The organism is Marinobacter alkalisoli, assembly GCF_045449795.1.
Lineage (GTDB): Bacteria > Pseudomonadota > Gammaproteobacteria > Pseudomonadales > Oleiphilaceae > Marinobacter.
The window spans coordinates 62,862-80,004 of sequence record NZ_JBJJLB010000044.1 but is presented as its reverse complement, the minus strand read 5'-3'; the positions used below and the strand labels follow the sequence as shown (position 1 = coordinate 80,004).

At 59.0% G+C, this 17,143-nt stretch carries 13 protein-coding genes; 10 read left to right on the top strand and 3 right to left on the bottom strand.

Annotated features, from left to right (window positions below):
• The first annotated feature begins 146 nt into the window (after positions 1-146).
• From ACJO3M_RS19140 to ACJO3M_RS19100, 9 genes are all read left to right on the top strand, one after another.
• Positions 147-773, top strand: coding sequence for a hypothetical protein (locus tag ACJO3M_RS19140; RefSeq protein WP_407002979.1), 627 nt, complete (start codon positions 147-149; stop codon positions 771-773).
• 43 nt (positions 774-816) lie between these two features.
• Positions 817-2,820, top strand: a complete 2,004-nt coding sequence (locus tag ACJO3M_RS19135; RefSeq protein ID WP_407002978.1) for a flotillin family protein — start codon at positions 817-819, stop codon at positions 2,818-2,820.
• Positions 2,821-2,904: 84 nt separating this feature from the next.
• Positions 2,905-8,160, top strand: a complete 5,256-nt coding sequence (locus ACJO3M_RS19130) for a DNA repair ATPase (RefSeq protein WP_407002977.1) — start codon at positions 2,905-2,907, stop codon at positions 8,158-8,160.
• Positions 8,161-8,174: 14 nt separating this feature from the next.
• Positions 8,175-8,621 (top strand): DUF4124 domain-containing protein, encoded by a 447-nt coding sequence (locus ACJO3M_RS19125; RefSeq protein ID WP_407002976.1) that lies wholly within the window; start codon positions 8,175-8,177, stop codon positions 8,619-8,621.
• Positions 8,622-8,688: 67 nt separating this feature from the next.
• Positions 8,689-9,567 (top strand): DNA ligase, encoded by an 879-nt coding sequence (locus tag ACJO3M_RS19120; RefSeq protein WP_407002975.1) that lies wholly within the window; start codon positions 8,689-8,691, stop codon positions 9,565-9,567.
• A gap of 134 nt (positions 9,568-9,701) precedes the next feature.
• A complete protein-coding gene (locus tag ACJO3M_RS19115; RefSeq protein ID WP_407002974.1) occupies positions 9,702-10,025 on the top strand; it encodes an ElaB/YgaM/YqjD family protein in 324 nt (107 codons plus the stop codon).
• Between the two features lie 2 nt (positions 10,026-10,027).
• Positions 10,028-10,519 (top strand): hypothetical protein, encoded by a 492-nt coding sequence (locus ACJO3M_RS19110; RefSeq protein WP_407002973.1) that lies wholly within the window; start codon positions 10,028-10,030, stop codon positions 10,517-10,519.
• Positions 10,520-10,619: 100 nt separating this feature from the next.
• The gene (locus ACJO3M_RS19105; RefSeq protein ID WP_407002972.1) at positions 10,620-11,534 is read left to right on the top strand and encodes an esterase/lipase family protein; all 915 of its coding nucleotides are present in this window, start codon (positions 10,620-10,622) and stop codon (positions 11,532-11,534) included.
• A complete protein-coding gene (locus ACJO3M_RS19100; RefSeq protein ID WP_407002971.1) occupies positions 11,531-11,806 on the top strand; it encodes a hypothetical protein in 276 nt (91 codons plus the stop codon). Before ACJO3M_RS19105 ends, ACJO3M_RS19100 begins: the two co-directional genes overlap by 4 nt.
• 52 nt (positions 11,807-11,858) lie before the next feature.
• Here the strand turns inward: ACJO3M_RS19100 and cysK are convergent, their stop codons facing one another.
• Both cysK and ACJO3M_RS19090 read right to left on the bottom strand, forming a co-directional pair.
• A complete protein-coding gene (gene cysK / locus ACJO3M_RS19095; RefSeq protein ID WP_407002970.1) occupies positions 11,859-12,830 on the bottom strand; it encodes a cysteine synthase A in 972 nt (323 codons plus the stop codon).
• 39 nt (positions 12,831-12,869) lie between these two features.
• A complete protein-coding gene (locus ACJO3M_RS19090) occupies positions 12,870-15,776 on the bottom strand; it encodes a transporter substrate-binding domain-containing protein (protein ID WP_407002969.1) in 2,907 nt (968 codons plus the stop codon).
• Positions 15,777-15,935: 159 nt separating this feature from the next.
• Here ACJO3M_RS19090 and ACJO3M_RS19085 point away from each other — a divergent pair, with 159 nt between their 5' ends.
• Entirely contained in the window at positions 15,936-16,661 is a 726-nt protein-coding gene (locus ACJO3M_RS19085) for a polyamine aminopropyltransferase (RefSeq protein ID WP_407002968.1), read from the top strand.
• On the opposite strand, the gene ACJO3M_RS19080 is transcribed toward ACJO3M_RS19085, so the two are convergent.
• On the bottom strand, positions 16,654-17,094 hold the full coding sequence (locus tag ACJO3M_RS19080) for a methylglyoxal synthase (protein WP_406989049.1): 441 nt from the start codon (positions 17,092-17,094) through the stop codon (positions 16,654-16,656). The two genes, ACJO3M_RS19085 and ACJO3M_RS19080, sit on opposite strands and share 8 nt — an antisense overlap.
• Positions 17,095-17,143 lie beyond the last annotated feature (49 nt).

Genomic DNA, 17,143 nt, shown 5'->3' with positions numbered 1-17,143 from the left:
TGTGGCTTGACATTTTATGTCAATGAATCGAGTCTAAACCGCTCGATTAAATGTTTGCAAGAAATAGTTTGTTTGCGTTATAAACAACTTTCTTTTGACAAGAACTGTCAAATTTTGGATTTACCGGAACGGATATCTGGTCGCGTATGGAAACATTCTTCGCAGTTGCGTTCTCCTTCCCCACGGCGGTTTTTTCCGTTCTTCTCTGCGTTGCCATTATCTATTGGCTGATTTCACTGTCCGGTATGGGCGATGTGGATGCCGAGGGCGATATCGATGCGTCGGGTGATTTCAGCGGCCTCATGGTGACCCTGGGGCTGCAGGGAGTTCCCCTGCCGCTGGTGCTCACACTGCTGTTCCTGATCAGTTGGCTGACCAGTTATTTTATTGACCTGGCGTTTGGCGCGCTGGTGCCCGCAGGCCTGCTGCATTGGCTCTATGCGCTGGCCATCACCGCTGTCGCCCTGGTGGCTGGAGTGCTGGGCACCTCCCTTCTGGTGCGTCCGCTTCGACCGCTGTTTCGCCGCGCCTACCGGCAGCCACTGCAGAAGCGAATTATCGGTACACCCTGTGTAGTGATCTCATCCACGGTCACTGAAACGTCTGGCCGTGCGGACGCCATCCTTGATGGTGCTCACCTGGTGCTGCAGGTACGCAGCCACACGCCGCTATCCCATAGGGAACGGGCGGTTCTGATCGAACATATTCCGGATAACAACGCATGGTGGGTGGTGCCGGAATCCGAATTTCTGTCCACCGAATCCGCCGGATAACCCCGCGCTTACTTCCTATCAATCAATGCAGGAGAACGACTAAATGGATTTATCTTGGATTATGCCGGCCATAACCGCCGTCGGTGTATTGGTTCTGCTCATACTGGGTATTCTTACCCTGTTCAAGGCGTTCTACCGGAAGGTGGACCAGGGGCAGGCGTTGATCGTCAACGATCTGTCGCCCACGCCAAAGGTGTACTTCACCGGCGCCATGGTACTGCCGGTTATTCATCGATCCGAAACCATGAAGATTTCGGTGATCACCCTGGAGCTGAACCGTACCGGCAAGGAAGGGCTGATCTGTAAGGACAACCTGCGTGCGGACATCACCGTTGCCTTCTACCTGCGGGTGAATGAGACGGCGGAAGATGTGCTTCGGGTGGCCAAGTCGGTGGGCGTTGGCCGGGCTTCAGACCGGGAAGCGGTCAACCAGTTGTTCAATGCCAAGTTCAGCGAAGCGCTCAAGACGGTTGGTAAAAAGCTGGAGTTCATGCAGCTCTTCGAAGAGCGCCAGCGATTCCGGGATTCCATTGTCGAAACCATTGGTGAGGATCTCAACGGCTACGTGCTTGAAGACGTTGCCATTGATTACCTGGAGCAGACCCCGAAAACCTCGCTGGACCCGAACAACATTCTGGACTCCGAGGGCATCAAGCGGATTACTGAAATCACCGCGACGCATAACGTGGAGACCAACCGCCTGGAGCGTGACCAGGAGCTGGAAATCCAGCGCAAGAACGTGTCCGCCCGTGAGGCGTCACTGGAGCTTGAGCGCAGCCAGTCCGATGCGGAAGCCCGTCAGCGACGTGAGATTGAAACCCTGCAGGCCCGGGAAACGTCCGAAACCGAGCAGGTACGCGAGCAGGAACGCGCCCGTGCGGAGGCGGCTCGCATCAAGACGGATGAAGAGCTGGCCATCGCGGACGAGAACAAGCAGCGCCAGATTGAAATGGCCATGAAGGCCCGTGAGCGGGCGGTTCAGATTGAGGAAGTGCGGATTCGCCAGGCCCGTGAGCTGGAGGACGTAAACCGCGAACGCGCCGTGGAAATTGAACGCATCGGCATGGAGAAAGCGCTGGAAGAAGAGCGTAAGGAAATTGCCGACATTACCAGCCAGCGTATTGCCGTTGAGCGCAACGTGGCGGAAGAGGAAGAGAACATCAAGGATGTTCGCAACCAGTCTGAAGCGGATCGCCTGAAGGTCAAGAAAGTCGTTGCTGCCGAGGCGGAAGCGGAAGAGCTGAAATTGATGGATGTGAAGGCCGCCGAGGCGGCGTTCGAACGCTCCAAGCTGGAAGCCGAGCAGGTCCGCGTGAAGTCCCAGGCTGACCTGGACGCCGCCGAGAAGAAATCGGTGGCGGATGAGAAACTGGCCCGCGGTCGTCAGGCCATGGCTGCGGCCGATGGTCTTGCGGAGGCGCAGGTCAAGGAAGCCCAGGCGTCTGCTATCCGTGCTGACGGTCTGGCCCATGCCGAGGTCAAGTCTGCCACTGCCAAGGCGGATGAAGAAGCGGGTATGGCCGAGGTCCGCGTACTGGAACAGCGGCTTGAAACCGAAGCCATGGGTGAAGAGAAGCTGGGTGTTGCCAAGGCTGATGCCCGCAAGGCGATGGTGCTGGCTGATGCGGAAGGCGAGCAGCGTATGGGCCACGCCCGGGCCGACGCCCGCGAGGCCATGGCCAAGGCGGAGGCTGCAGGCCTGGTAGAGAAGTTGAAAGCCTACGACGTCATGTCTGAGGAATCACGCCACTTCGAAGAGTTCCGTATGAACCTGGAAGTTCATGAGAAGGAAGTGATGGCTCAGATCGAGGCACAGAAAGCCGGAATGCTGGAAAATGGCCGGGTAATGGCGGCAGCCCTCAAGGATGCCAAGTTCGAGATGATCGGCGGCGACGGCGGCATTTTCGAGAAGTTTGCCCAGGGTCTTGGCTACGGCAAGAGTGTTCAGGGCGTGTTGGACAAGTCTCCCTCCCTTCAGGCGGCCCTGTCGGGGCTCGCCGGGCGGGTGGCTGGTGACAAAACCAACCGGAACTCTGAAACCGCCTAAAGCCTCCGGTATCGCCGGCGCTTGAAGGGGCGCTGGCGATACCTTCTTCCATTCAGGTTTTTCCTCAGTTCAGGATGATTGGGTATGTCGACGGATCGCACCGGCCTCGAGAGCATTGTTCAGGAAGGCTCTGCCTTTGAAACCATTCAGCGACGGCTGAAAGACCAGGGCGGACAGCTCCGGGAGCGGGTTTCGGAGCTGAACCAGGCCCGGGAAGAAATCTTTGGTAGCGCCGGTATGAGCGTGCTGGGCCGCGCCCGGGCAAGAACCGAAAGCAATGCGGTTGCACGGGATGTGGTGCGCCTGGGCGACAAGCTGTTGTTCGGTTTCAATCTGCAGCTGGGGCTTCGTAAAACCCTGGCGATCGAGGATGTATTCAGGTTGTATCACCTGAACGATGGCGACAGCGGTTTCGAAATGACCGAAGCCGCCATTGAAGGTTCCTTCCTGACCAACGACCGCTTTATAACCGACTTCCGGGAACTGCAGCAGTACTACAACACAGCCACCCTGTCACAGCTGGTCATCCTCAACGGCATGCTGTTAATGGCATTCCGCATTGGTGACAAGCTGGACGACCTTCGGATATTCCGATGGGAGCTGAAACCCGACGGTGAAGTGGGCCGGTATATCGACAACCGTGGCGAGCGGGACCTTACCTTTCCGGATCGTTTCAGTTTTCCCTGGAAAACCGTGGGTCGGGACAGCCAGGTTCAGGGGCGTTCACCGCACCTCAACATTGCCGACACCCTGTTTGTGGATAACCTGCGGGGCGACATCACCTTCAAAGTCGAGAACAATACCGCGACGGGCGAGGGTATCTATTCAGACCCGGTAACGTCCGATTCACAGTCCCTGGACGACGCCTCATTCGACTACGCCGATCTCGGTGAAATCCTGCTGGTCAGGATCCTGCCCTTCAACGAGGAGCATTGGCGTTACTACCTGTTCAACCGCAGCCAGCGCAAGATAGAGCGCGTGGATGCCATGGCCGGCTCGGTGGCTTCACTGCCGGACAATCATGGCCTTATCTTCCCCTCCGGCTCGTACCTGACCACCGGTGAACTGAAAACCTTCCAGATTCCGGACGGAGATTTTCGTCTCAAGCGCACTCTGCGGGCGCCTAATGGCGAGGATATGCTCTACGTGTTTTACGAGCAGCTCACCGGGCAGGTCATTCTTTACCGCTATAACCTGATCCGCAAGCAGGTGGATGTGCCCCTCATCGGACACGGCTATGCCCTGTTCGAGAATGGTCATCTGGTGATCTTCAATGCGGATAACGAGCCCACCCTGGTGCACCCGCTGCAGGTATGGGAAACCCCGTTTACGTCAGAAACCTTTCATGCCGAGGCCGGCGTCGCTAACGACTCTGAGCTGGCGCGAATCGGCAACCCGGAACTGGTGCGTGGTATTGCCGAACTCAATACGATCATTGGGCTTGTGGATTCGGGGAGTGCCAGTGAACGCCATTTTACCGGCCTGATCCGCACCATTGATCGTATTATCGACCAGTTTTTCTGGTTGACCGGGCGGCAGGAAGAGCCGCCGTTTGCCGGGCTCCATCAGCAGCTGACCACCATTCGCGGTACGGCCGAACTGGTACTGGACGAGTACGAAAAAGTCCAGAGCATCCGCGCCCAGACCGAAACCGCCATCAAAGAAGTGGCGGATGAGCAGGCGGCCCTGATGAGGGACCTGAAACCCGATAGCTGGAAAGCCCCGGATCAGTTCGTCAGCTTCCTGGCCCGCCTGCGGGAACATCGGGGCCGGGTCCGCACCCTGAACGACCGTCGCTATGCCGACAAGGCCCGGATTGAAACGCTGGAGAGCGAGTTGTCCGAAGCGGAAGAGCGCCTGACCGAGCGCACCTTCCGCTTCCTGGCCTCGCCCGAGGCGCTGGATGGCTATCGTAAAACGTTGAACGAGCTTCAGACCGACCTGGCAGAAGCGGAGAACCGGGACAGCCTGGAGAAAATAGTCAAACGCTACCGGGAGCTGACGTCGGGCCTTGATATGATCCAGGGCATGCTGGCGTCCATGGCCGGTGACGATGCGGCACTGGAAACCGCGATTACCGATAACATTTCCGGTATCTACGCCACCATCAACCAGCAGCGCTCGGAAGCGGAAATCCGCCTGAAAGAGCAGGGCAGCGCAGAGGCCAGGGCCCAGTTCGCCGCTCGCCTGCGGCTATTCGAGCAAAGCCTTGCCAATGGTGTCAGCGCCCTCACGGATGTACGGGAATGTGACGGGCTGATGACCCGAATGCTCGATCAGCTTCAGGAGCTGGAAAGCCAGTTTGGTGAGTACGATGAGTTCCTGGCCGCCATTCTGGAGCAGCGTGAAAACGCCCACGAGAGCATCGAAGCCCGCCGTCAGCAGTTGCAGGATCAGCAGCAGCGCCGGACCACCACCTTGACGGATGCAGCCGAACGCATCCTGAAGAACGTCGGTCGCCGTACCGAGCGTTTTTCCAGCCCGGAGGAGTTACACGCCTTTTTTGCCTCGGACGCCATGGTGGCCCGGTTGCGCAGCATGGCCAAAGAGCTGCGTGAGCTGGGGGCGGCCATGGAGGCGGACGACTGTCTGGGCCAGTTGAAGGCCGCCCAGGATACCGCTCTTCGCAGTGTTCGTGACAGGGCCGATATCTTCGAGGATGGCGGTGCCGTTATCCGCCTGGGCAAGCACAAGTTCAGCGTAAATCAGCAGGAGCTGGACCTGACCCTGATCCCCCGGGATGACCATGTGCTGCTGCACCTGACCGGTACCCAGTATTACGAGAGGCTGGACGAGCCAGAGCTGGACCGCCTGCGGGGCTACTGGAACATGAGCCAGCCGTCGGAATCCGACAAGGTTTACCGGGGTGAATACCTGGCGGCGATGGTGATCGAAGAGTTCCAGAATGCACCCGATCTGCCGGTGAATGTGGCCGATCTGGAAGAACTGACCGGCCATATTCGAGCGTTTGCCTCTCCCCGTTATCGGGAGGGGTACGAAAAGGGCATCCACGATCACGATGCGGCGTTGATTGTCAGTACCCTCTGGCCAGCTATCCAGAGTGCAGGCCTGCTCCGGTTCAGCCCCCGGGCCCGGGCGTTGGCGATGTTGTTCTGGGCCAGGTTGAGTCAGCAGGAGGAGTTGGCGCAGCAAGTTCGGGCCCGTTGCCTGTCGGCCGGTATTCTCAGCCGCCTGATGCAATCGAATGAACTGCTGCAATCCCTGGAGCAGGAGCTTGGTCCCAGGCTTTCCGGATTCGTGGAAGAGCACGGCCTGTTGCTGGCGGACAAGGGCAGCGCCGAGCGCACGTTGATCGATTCCGCTGCCCAGTACCTTGTGCGGCAACTGGCGGAAGAAACCGATGCCTTTGAGATTACCCGCTATGCCAGTGAACTGGCCTCCGGTTTCAGCGAAGCCCTGAAACGGGACAACCAGTTCGCCCAGTACCAGGATGCCCTGAGGGTGGTGGCAGACCAGCCCGCAGCGCGCTGGACCATCACCAGCCACTGGCTGAAGGCCTGGATGAGCAAGGCAGACCAGCAACACCTTCTGCACTACCTGCCGGAAGTGGTGGCGATACTGAACGTGGGTGAGGCCCTGAAAACCAGTGTGCGTAGCGTGGAGCTGGCGTTCCATGTGGAGGGGCTGCTTGGTCAGCATTCCCGGATTGAAGAACGCACTCTCAGCCTGCAGCTGGATGAGTTTGATGAGCGCCTGCGCTATCACCGTCAGGAAATCATTCCCGGCTGGCAGCAATTGCAGGAGGTTCGCCACCAGGTACTGGAGCGTTGGCGCGACCAGCTTCGTCTGGAGGAGTTCCGCCCAAGGCCGCTGTCTTCTTTCGTGCGCAACAAACTGATCAGCGAGAGTTACCTGCCCATCATCGGTGACAACCTGGCCAAGCAGATGGGCACCGCTGGCGAAGACCGCCGAACCGACCAGTCCGGCCTGCTGATGATGATCTCGCCGCCGGGTTACGGTAAGACCACCCTGATGGAATACGTGGCCAACCGCCTGGGCCTGATTTTCATGAAGATCAATTGCCCGAGCCTGGGGCACGATGTCACGTCCCTTGATCCGGAGAAGGCGCCGCATTCCACTGCCGAGGCAGAGCTGATCAAGCTGAACCTGGCGCTGGAAATGGGCAATAACGTGATGCTGTATCTCGACGATATTCAGCACACCCATCCGGAATTCCTGCAGAAATTCATCTCTCTGTGCGACGGCACCCGGCGCATTGAAGGCGTATGGCGTGGCCGCACCCGCACCTACGACATGCGGGGCAAACGCTTCTGCGTGGTGATGGCCGGTAACCCCTACACCGAGAGTGGTGAAGTGTTCAAAGTGCCGGACATGCTGTCCAACCGGGCGGATATCTACAACCTGGGGGATGTGTTGTCAGGCATGGAACACGCCTTTGCTCTGTCGTACATTGAAAACAGCCTGAGCTCCAACCCGGTGCTTGCGCCGCTGGCCACCCGGGGCATGGCGGACTTCTACCGGTTCGCGGATCTGGCCGAAGGCAAAGCCGTGGCGGATTCGGATTTCGAGTACGATTACAGTGCGGCCGAGCGGGATGAAATTGTTTCCCTGCTCAAGAAAATGATCCGGGTGCGGGAGACCGTGCTCCGGGTAAACCAGGCTTATATTGCCTCCAGTGCCCAGGCGGAAGCCTACCGCACCGAGCCGACCTTCAAGCTCCAGGGCAGCTACCGCAACATGAACAAGCTGGCGGAGAAGCTCTCGCCGGTGATGAGTGATGCTGAGCTCGAAGCCCTGATTGACGACCACTACCAGGGCGAAGCCCAGTTGCTGACCCAGGGCGCGGAGGAGAACCTGCTCAAACTGAAGCAGATGCGCGGCACTCAGACTGATGCCGAAGCGGCCCGCTGGCAGTCGATCTGTGAGGAATACCGCCGCCGTCAGGAAGCTGGAGGCGATGAGGAAACGGGGGTGAAGGTGGTGCGGCAGCTTGGCCTCATTGCCGAGCACATGCAGCAGCTGGCACACCAGTTGGTTGCCGGAGCGGATAACCGCAACGAACAGACGCCAGATATCGAAAAGGCCCTGAGCCAACTGTCTCGATCCCTGGAAACCGGTCTGACCGAAGGCTTGCAGTCAGTCCAGCTTAACCCCGCCGTTACCGTTAACCTGGACAGCCCACCGCAGCTAGGCGATGCCCTGATGGCCTTTGCGCGGATCTTTGAGCAATCTGTCGTACCCCTGGTGAAAACCATGGATGGCAAGCTGAACCTGGACCTGAAAACCCAGAATGAAATGAGCCGGGTGTTACGAGTGGTTCGAGAGTTGCAAGAGCAGTTATTGCCTGACAATGGTTAAAAAAGGAGTTCAATATGCTGTTAAGAACATTACTGACATTATTGATCCTCTCACCCGCTGTCAGCGTGGCCGAGGTCTACCGCTGGGTAGACGAAGACGGCCGCACCCATTTTGGTGACCGGCCGCCGACGCAGGCAGCCAGCCAGGAGGTCAAAGTGGAATCCGCGCCAGCCAGGGTGGACAATTCCGCCCGTGACCGTCAGCAGAAGGTGAATGCCTTCCTGGAACAGAAACAGCAGGAGCGCGACCAGCAGCGTGCGGCGGACGCCAAGGCAGAAAAGCAGGCAGCGAAACGGGCGGAACAATGCTCCAAGCTTCGCGCACGCCTCAAGTACATGGACAGCGTTTCTACCTTCTATAACCTGAATGAGCAGGGTGAGCGGGTGTTCGTCAGTGAATCCGAAAATACCCGGATTCGGGAACGTTTCCGGAAGAAGGTAGAGGAAACCTGCGGTCATTGATCGCACGGAAATGAGTTTTTACGGGAGGCAGGAAGCCCCCCGTCCTGTCTGATGCAAGGGATTTGCTATGTTTTCACGTCTGTTCACGACGGCTTGTCGTGGTGTTCTGGTTTTTCAGATTCTGTTTGTCGGGGTTTCCGGGGCGTCAGAGCCGGGTGTGCCACTGGCGGATGTGTATCGGCAGGGGATACCTCTCGAGGGTTACTGGGTCAGCGAGAAATACGACGGTGTCAGGGCCTACTGGGATGGCTCCCGGCTGCTGTCCCGGCAGGGCAATGTGTTCCATGCACCCGACTGGTTCACCCGGGATCTGCCTGATCGGCCGCTGGATGGCGAGCTCTGGATGGGGCGTGAACGGTTCGCGGCGTTGTCGGGAGCCGTTCGGCGGCTGGAACCCCGTGACAGCGATTGGCGGGAGATTCGTTTCATGGTTTTTGATATGCCGTGGGGTGAGCGGCCATTCAACGAGCGTTTGCGGGCACTGAGGGCTGAGGTCAGCGATGCCGGGGTTGATCACCTGGTTCTGGTCGAACAGCGTGCGGCAACGGACCATGAACAGTTGATGCATCAGCTGGACGAAGTGATTGCCCGCGGTGGCGAGGGATTGATGCTCAAGCATGGCGACAGTCTGTACCGTGCCGGGCGATCCCGGGATCTCCTGAAAGTGAAGCGTTTTCAGGATGCCGAAGCGGTGGTCCTCGGGCATTTGCCGGGAAAGGGGCGATTGACGGGGAAAATGGGGGCGCTGTTGGTGGAGCTCGACAGCGGCCGGAAGCTTCGCATTGGTACTGGTTTCACGGATGAGGAGCGTGACGATCCACCTCCCGAAGGTGCCGTCATCACATTCCGGTACAGTGGCCATACGAGTACCGGTCTGCCAAGGTTCGCCAGCTATGTGCGAATTCGTGATGATGAGCCCGCCGTCCCGGTAATCGATTCTGATTAAGTATTGTCACACAAAGCGCGGGAGCCTGTGCTACGTTTAAAGGGGTCTCGTCTGAGTTTTCTGGTTCAGCGGGATCAATGTGAAGTCGTCATCGGAATGCCAACACGCAGTGTCAGACTGACAGGAGGCAAGAAATGGAAGCGAAATCCGCAAAAGACGATTACAACCGTGTCAAAGACGACCTTCAGGCGCTGAGGGAAGACCTCGCAAAGCTGACAAAAGCCGTTGCTGATGGGCAGAAAAACAATATCAGCAGTCTGAGGGACGAAGTTCTTCGCGAAAGCCGCGAAGCGCTGGATCATGTACGTAAGCGTGGTGACGAAGCCGTGAATCGCGCCCGTGATGCGGGAAGCAAGGCAGTTCATGATGTCGAGCACCAGATCGAGGAACGGCCTTTCCTCAGCATTCTCATCATGTTTCTTGCCGGGATTCTGGTCGGCCGTCTGCTTGATCGTTGATCATGCTTGATTCCCCGAAAGTTCAGAGTGCCGTGCGCAAGGCCGTTGCCGCTGTGCTGGGCTTTATGCTGGCGCTGGTTTTGCTCACTGCACTGCTGATTACCGGGTTCTACATGCTGGTCACCGCCGCCACACTGTCCCTGGCGCCTCTCATGGGGGAGTCGGCGGCCATGGCGGTGGTCGGCGTCAGCTGTTTCCTGATCCTTGCCCTGGTGTTCTATCGCCTGACACGCCCGGCCCGGAGCCTGTCGAAAGGAGCTTCTTCACAGACGGGTTCTGGCTCCCCTGTGCAGATGGTGCGTGAATTGATTCGACAAAACCCCCTGGAATCCGCGCTGGCGGCTTTTGCCCTTGGCATCGCCGAACAGGGTGATCCGCGTCTGAAGTCCTTGTTGTTGCAGGGGGGGATGGTGCTGATGAAAGAAGCGGAAGCCGAAGCGGAGCAGAATCGGCAGACTGCCGGGGAAACGTCAGCCGAAGGCAAGGCCGCCTGATCGCCAGTTGCCGCCACGCCTGTATCCGGTGAAGGTTCAGCCAATCGCCCGGTGGGTTATCCGGGTACACTGGTGAGACTACATCATCAGACGGTCACCTATGAGCATGAATTCAGACACCAGCCCGGTGTGGCAAAGGCACGCCTCGGCGATCCTGAGCGGGTTCCTGGGAGATTGGCTGGAGGAGCGCAATAACCCTCTGGCGGTACCCATGCAGGTTTTCCACGGCCCTGCATCGCTGGATTGCCGGGCTCCGCGCCTTGACGCCCCGGGCTCCACTCTCTGCCTGTCAATTCACGGGCTGATGGAGCTGGAATCCGTGTGGACATTTCCCGGGCAGAGCCGCTTGAGTTACGGCTCCCTGCTGACCAGTGCCTCCCGCGAAATCACCCCGCTGACGCTGCGCTACAACACGGGGCGACCCATTTACCGCAACGGTGAGGCGTTGGCGGCTTTACTGGAAACGCTGGTGTCCGCCTGGCCGGTGCCGGTGGAGCGCATCATCCTTATGGGCCATAGCATGGGGGGGCTGCTAATTCGTAGCGCCTGTCACCACGGTCAGGCTCTGAATCACAGCTGGGTTTCACGCCTGACCGATTGCGTGTATCTGGGGTCGCCCCACGATGGCTCCTGGCTCGCCAAGGGAGCAAAGGCGACGGCGGATCTGTTCAATCGCGCTCCCCGTGACTATCTGCGGGTCGTGGGTGAAGTGATAGATCTGCGCAGTGAAGGTATCCGCAATCTGTCCCGTGGTGACGTTGTGCCAGCGGAGCAGGGGGAACCTCCCCTGGTTCCCGGGGGGCGGCATTTTGTGGTCTGTGGATTGTTGGCCCGTTCCCGTACGCATCCGGTGAATGCCCTGTTCGGGGATGCACTGGTTCATGAGGCCAGTGCCCGTGGAGAGGAGCGTACCGGGTGGAAGCTTGCCGGCATGGCGAGTTTTCCGGGAGTGGATCATATTCGCCTGGCGCATCATCCCGATGTGGCCCGGCAGTTGGTGGAGTGGTTGCTATGAAAACCGGAAAGGAACAGGGCCATGAGTGGTGGCTGGGGCTTGCGGATATCGTCACTCACGGAGTGGCGCAGGGGGTTTACAAACTTGAGCGGGTGCATCTGTCCATAGCCGACGAAACCTTTAACGTGCTCGACCGTGTTCCCGTCACGCGACCCTGGAGCCAGGCAATACGGTTCACTCATCACAACCTGTCACGGCTTTCCTACCGCAGCGTTGCGGCAGTGGCTACCGGCGCAGGGCAGCTGCTTCCCCCTCCGGAAGGGCGTCGTTAAGTCGGGTTACACAGACAGCAGGCCTCCTTGCCTGCTGTCGATGCCTTGAGCGTTACTGAACGTTTTCCTGCTCGCCAAACTGATCTGCAAACAGCGCGGACGACAGGTAACGTTCCGCCGAGTCCGGCAGCACCACGACGATATTCTTGCCCTTGTTTTCCGGCTGTTTACTGACCCTGATCGCCGCAACCACGGCCGCGCCGCAGGATATCCCGCACAGAATCCCCTCTTCCTGAATCAGCCTGTGTGCCATGGCAATGGCATCGTCGTTACTGACGGTTTCCACCTGGTCGACCAGATCCAGATCGAGGTTTTTGGGCACAAAACCGGCGCCGATACCCTGGATTTTGTGAGGGGAGGGTTTTGGCTCCTCGCCGGCCATTACCTGGCTAATGATCGGGGAGTCCGTGGGCTCAACAGCCACGGAGGTGATGTCCTTGCCCCGGGTCTGCTTGATGTACCGTGATACCCCGGTCAGCGTGCCGCCGGTGCCAACGCCGGCGACGAAGATATCAACGGCTCCATCGGTATCGTCCCAGATTTCCGGGCCGGTGGTGTCCTCGTGAATGCGGGGGTTGGCCGGGTTATCGAACTGCTGCGGCATGAAGTGGTGCTCGGGATCGGTGGCCACGATCTCCTCTGCCTTGGCAATGGCACCCGGCATACCCTTGGCCGGCTCGGTCAGGACCAGTTCCGCGCCAAGGGCCTTGAGCACTTTGCGACGCTCCAGGCTCATGGACGAAGGCATGGTCAGGATCAGTTTATAGCCCCGGGCGGCTGCCACGAACGCCAGCGCGATGCCGGTATTGCCACTGGTGGGCTCGACGATGGTGGTGCCCGGTTTCAGGACGCCCCGTTTTTCGGCATCCCAGATCATCGCTGCGCCAATGCGGCATTTCACCGAATACGCCGGATTCCGACCCTCGATCTTGGCCCAGATGGTGGCACCGTCATTGACCCGGTTGAGCTTGATCAATGGGGTGTTGCCGATCGACAGAGAGTTATCTTCGTAGATGTTCGCCATGGGATTCTCCTTGTGGTTGTTTCCTGAAAGATGTGACGACTATTTTGAGACCGTTTGGACCTCCAGGCGGTTCCGGCCATTTTGTTTGGCAAGATACAGTGCCTGATCCGCCTGCCGGAGGAATTCATCCGGCTCGGTCGTGGTATCGGGAGTGCCAATGGCAAGCCCGATGCTGATGGTGAGCTGGATATCCGGATGGTCACTGATGGTAAGGCTGTGACCGACCGCCGCGCGGAAGTCGTCAAGCCGTTTGATCATTTCGCCCCGATCCTGGTACGTAGTGAAGATCACAAACTCTTCGCCGCCAAAGCGGGCTATACGGTCGGTGTCGCGCCGGAAATGGGCGCGCATGCTGTCAGCCAGTGCCTTCAGGCACAGATCGCCAGCCTCATGACCATAGGTGTCATTGATCCTCTTGAAGTGATCGGCGTCTACCATGGCCACGGCGAAACCCGCGCGGTGGCGCAGGCACCACTGGAAGCTCTGGTTGAATTCACGATCAAAATAACTGCGATTGCCCAGCTGCGTCAGATCGTCCGTAACGCTCAGATGCTGCAGGGTGGCGTTGGCGATTGCAAGTTTCCGGTTCAGGCGGCCGAGCTTCCGGTTCCAATAGAACAACAGACCAAGGATAACGGTTGCAATCACCATCAGTTGCCACAGCAGAGTATAGTCCACGGTTTGTTTCAGCTGCACCGTACGCCACTGGTTGTCCAAATGTTGCCTTTCTTCGGCGCTCAGGCTGGCTACCAGCTTTTGCATAATGCTCAGCAGGATGGGCTCATCGTTGCGGGTGGCAACGGACAGCGTCCAGTCAGCAGGGATACGCCCGATCACCTTCAGATCGGCCAGTCCCCTTTCCTGCATGTGGTGACTGGCCGTAGCCAGCGTTGCAATACAGCCATCCAGGTCGCCCTGTTGCACCAGTCGCAGCCCGGCACTTTCACTGGCAACCTCCACCAGGTGGATGCCAGGCTGCCTTTGCCGTATCAGTTCAGAAAAGGCGTAGCCTTCGACAATACCGATGCGTTTACCCTCCAGGTCTTTCAGGCGTTCCATGAACGGCGCTTCGATCCGGCCAATCACCACATTCGGGACCTGGAGGTACGGGGCCGTGAAATCCAGGAAGCGGGTTCGTTGCGGGGTATCCATCGCCAGGGGCAGAATGTCGCAGCGATGTTCCCTGACTGCCTGCACAGTCGCCTGCCAGCTGCTGCTGGGCAGGATGTCGAAATCAATACCGGAACGCTCGGCGAACAGCCGGAAAACCTCGGCTGACAGCCCGATGTGCCGGCCCTGTTCGCTGAGACCCTCAAGGGGCATCCAGTCCGGGTCAACACACAGAGTCAGTTGATGCTCACGCGCTTCAAGCCATGCCTGTTCCTGGTCAGTGAGGGTAACCGTGCCAGGAGCGTTCACAGGACGGTTGGGGGCGGCGCCGAGCCAGCGGTCTTCGATGGTTCGCATCTCGGTCGCGCTTATGGCGGCGAGGGCTGTGTCCATGGCCTCCGCCAGCGGCGTCAGTGTGGAGCGGATCCCGAACCGCAGATCTTCCCCCGGAATATTCTCAAGGGGCAGCTCACCGGCGATGCGCACGCCGGGTATACCCAGCTCACGCACCCAATAATTGCCGTTGGGCAGCGCCGCGAGGACCACGTCCACGCCACCGTCGGCGAGCGACTGGAACATGGCCTGCTGGGAGGTGAATGTGCGGACGTTCTCACCGAGCCGATCCTTCACTGCCTGTTCGTAGTAGATGCCGGAGCCGAGGGCGACGGTGAGGTCCGCCAGTTCGTCCAGACGGTCAAAATACAGGTCATCTCTGAGGGTGAAGGCGACGTTGGGAATGACATGGTAGGGTTCGGTGAAACGTGTAAAGGCCTTCCGCTCGGCATTGAGGGACATGTTGGCCATGACGTCAATTTCGCCCTTGCGGAACATTTCGAAAAGTTCTGACCACTGCCCGCCGACAGGGATCACTTGCAAGCCGGTCAGATCGGCGATGCGATTGAGGACGTCCACTGTGAGTCCCTGCAGGCGTCCGTCGTCCTCGAAACTGAACGGGGCATAGTCCCGCATGATGCCAACCCGCACCGGCCCGATCCGCCGGAGGAACAGTTGGTCAGCGGTGCTGATGCTGAACTCCCGGGCTTCGTTGAGGCGCGCGCCGCCATACTCTTGCCAGCGTTCCAGCAGGGTGTCGATCCGCTCCTGGGGCACGGCTTCCAGGCCAGCCTGAATCTGGTCGAACAGGGCCTGGTTGCTCTTCAGCACGCCGATGCGGAAATCTTCCTGGGAGAGAGGGCCAAGCGGCGCCGGGCCGGCAACATCCAGGAAACGGAAGCCTAACTGGTTGGCGGAGTATTTCAGGGTCAGCGCCGGTCCGATAATGGCATCCACCCAGCCAAACGCCAGGGCCCGTATCTGGCTGGCAAGGGAGTCATAGGTTTTCACATTGATGTCGTTGTCCAGCAGCAGATCCCGGTAGTAGACATCCCGGACCACACCAATCGTGAGGGCTTTCAGATCCTGCAGGGAGCTGACCTGATCGATGGGTTTTTCCGTGTCATGCATCAGGTAGGTCTGGCGGACGTGGTAGGGGTCAGTGAACAGGATGTCTTTCGCACGCTCCCGGCTGAATGAAATGCCGTCGATGGCGTCCAGTTCGCCTCTCATGAAGGCTGAGTAGAGCTCCGGCCAGCTGCCGGCACGATATTCGAAGGTGAGTCCGGAGTGGTGCTCCACTTCCTTCAAAATATCAATGGAAAAACCGGAGGCCTCGCGACCGGATATGGAAGAATAAGGCTGATTGTCCGATACGATGCCAATGGATACCGGGGGCGCCGCCCTGACAGGTGTTGTGACAAGAAGCGCCAGCAGCACAACACAATACAGCGGATACCACGCCCTCCGGGGGCGAGAGAGCGGAATGGAGAGGGCGCTCATCAGGTCGTTTACAATCCTTTACATACTGAATGGACAGTGTAGACCTCCACCTGCGGTTTTTCCTGCCCTGTCGTCAGCCAGTGGGCACAAATGTACCCGATCCGGAAGTGTCCGGTGGTAGCATGGCCATTTTGGACATCTATCTATTGGAAGCTGCGTATGGGCCTTATGTTTGAAGAAATCGACAGCCAACCCTCATTGCTGGGGGAGATAACCCTACGGCGCCGGCGGATTCCCGCCCTGGGCGAGCGGGATATCTATGAAGTGAAGCTGGGCGATGAATTCCTGATGTCCAGCATGTTCGTGGACGCCGAGGTGGCCCTTGCCGACCTTGGGCTGGAGATGACCGAAGGGCAGGCGCTGAAGGTGGTGGTTGGCGGCCTGGGCCTGGGATACACCGCGGAAGCCGCACTCCAGCACGACCGGGTGGAGGAACTGCTGGTGGTCGATGCCCTGGATACCGTGATCCGCTGGCACGAACAGGAAAAAGTCCCCCTGGGCAAAGTACTCAACGCGGATGACCGCTGCCGCTATGTGCTTGGCAGTTTCTTTGACCTGGCGGTGTCCGAAGCCGGATTTGATCCCGAGCAGCCGGGGAAGGTGTTCGATGCCATCCTGCTGGACATCGACCATTCACCGCGAGCGCTGCTGCACGACTCCAACGCCAGTTTCTACACCGGAGAAAGCCTTGGCAAAATGGCGGCCCACCTGCGCCCGGGCGGGGTATTCGCCATGTGGTCCAATGACCCGCCGGATGAGGCGTTCATGGCCACCTTGCGAACCCTGTTCACCGATGTGGACGCTCGGGTGGTGTCGTTTTTCAATCCGTTCCAGAACCGGGAGTCCACCAACACGGTGTTCCTTGCCCGTAAACCGCTCAGCTGACTTTGCGGCCGGTGTAGTCGGAAAAGTCCGGCTTGAGGGGGTGGTGCCGGTCATCGGTCATGTAGGCGGATGTGAGAATGAACTCCGCCGTGGCACGGTTGCAGGCCACCGGAATGTTCCACAGGGCGGCGATGCGCAGCAGGGCCTTGATGTCCGGATCGTGGGGCTGGGGTTCCAGGGGATCCCAGAAAAACACCAGCAGGTCAATTTCGCCCTCGGCAATTTTCGCCCCGATCTGCTGGTCACCGCCCAGCGGGCCGCTAAGCAGGCAACGGATGTCATCACGCCTGAGGTTCTCAGCGAGTAACCGGCCTGTGGTGCCGGTGGCGTAAAGGGACAGTTGTGCAAAGCGGGTCTCGTTCTCGGACACCCACTCAACCAGTTCTTTCTTCTTGTTGTCGTGCGCCACCAGGGCAACGGATTTCACAGCCATTTGCGGTAAAGTCTCCTTGATTTGCGATCAATCTGTCGACCAGTGTTTC

Excerpts from the sequence above, each read along its gene's own strand:
- ACJO3M_RS19125 (WP_407002976.1), top strand. The coding sequence starts at position 8,175 with ATGCTGTTAAGAACATTACTGACATTATTGATCCTCTCACCCGCTGTC.
- cysK (WP_407002970.1), bottom strand. The coding sequence starts at position 12,830 with ATGGCGAACATCTACGAAGATAACTCTCTGTCGATCGGCAACACCCCA.
- ACJO3M_RS19080 (WP_406989049.1), bottom strand. The coding sequence starts at position 17,094 with ATGGCTGTGAAATCCGTTGCCCTGGTGGCGCACGACAACAAGAAGAAA.
- ACJO3M_RS19130 (WP_407002977.1), top strand. The coding sequence starts at position 2,905 with ATGTCGACGGATCGCACCGGCCTCGAGAGCATTGTTCAGGAAGGCTCT.
- ACJO3M_RS19105 (WP_407002972.1), top strand. The coding sequence starts at position 10,620 with ATGAGCATGAATTCAGACACCAGCCCGGTGTGGCAAAGGCACGCCTCG.
- ACJO3M_RS19140 (WP_407002979.1), top strand. The coding sequence starts at position 147 with ATGGAAACATTCTTCGCAGTTGCGTTCTCCTTCCCCACGGCGGTTTTT.
- ACJO3M_RS19120 (WP_407002975.1), top strand. The coding sequence starts at position 8,689 with ATGTTTTCACGTCTGTTCACGACGGCTTGTCGTGGTGTTCTGGTTTTT.
- ACJO3M_RS19135 (WP_407002978.1), top strand. The coding sequence starts at position 817 with ATGGATTTATCTTGGATTATGCCGGCCATAACCGCCGTCGGTGTATTG.
- ACJO3M_RS19110 (WP_407002973.1), top strand. The coding sequence starts at position 10,028 with ATGCTTGATTCCCCGAAAGTTCAGAGTGCCGTGCGCAAGGCCGTTGCC.
- ACJO3M_RS19085 (WP_407002968.1), top strand. The coding sequence starts at position 15,936 with ATGGGCCTTATGTTTGAAGAAATCGACAGCCAACCCTCATTGCTGGGG.
- ACJO3M_RS19090 (WP_407002969.1), bottom strand. The coding sequence starts at position 15,776 with ATGAGCGCCCTCTCCATTCCGCTCTCTCGCCCCCGGAGGGCGTGGTAT.
- ACJO3M_RS19115 (WP_407002974.1), top strand. The coding sequence starts at position 9,702 with ATGGAAGCGAAATCCGCAAAAGACGATTACAACCGTGTCAAAGACGAC.
- ACJO3M_RS19100 (WP_407002971.1), top strand. The coding sequence starts at position 11,531 with ATGAAAACCGGAAAGGAACAGGGCCATGAGTGGTGGCTGGGGCTTGCG.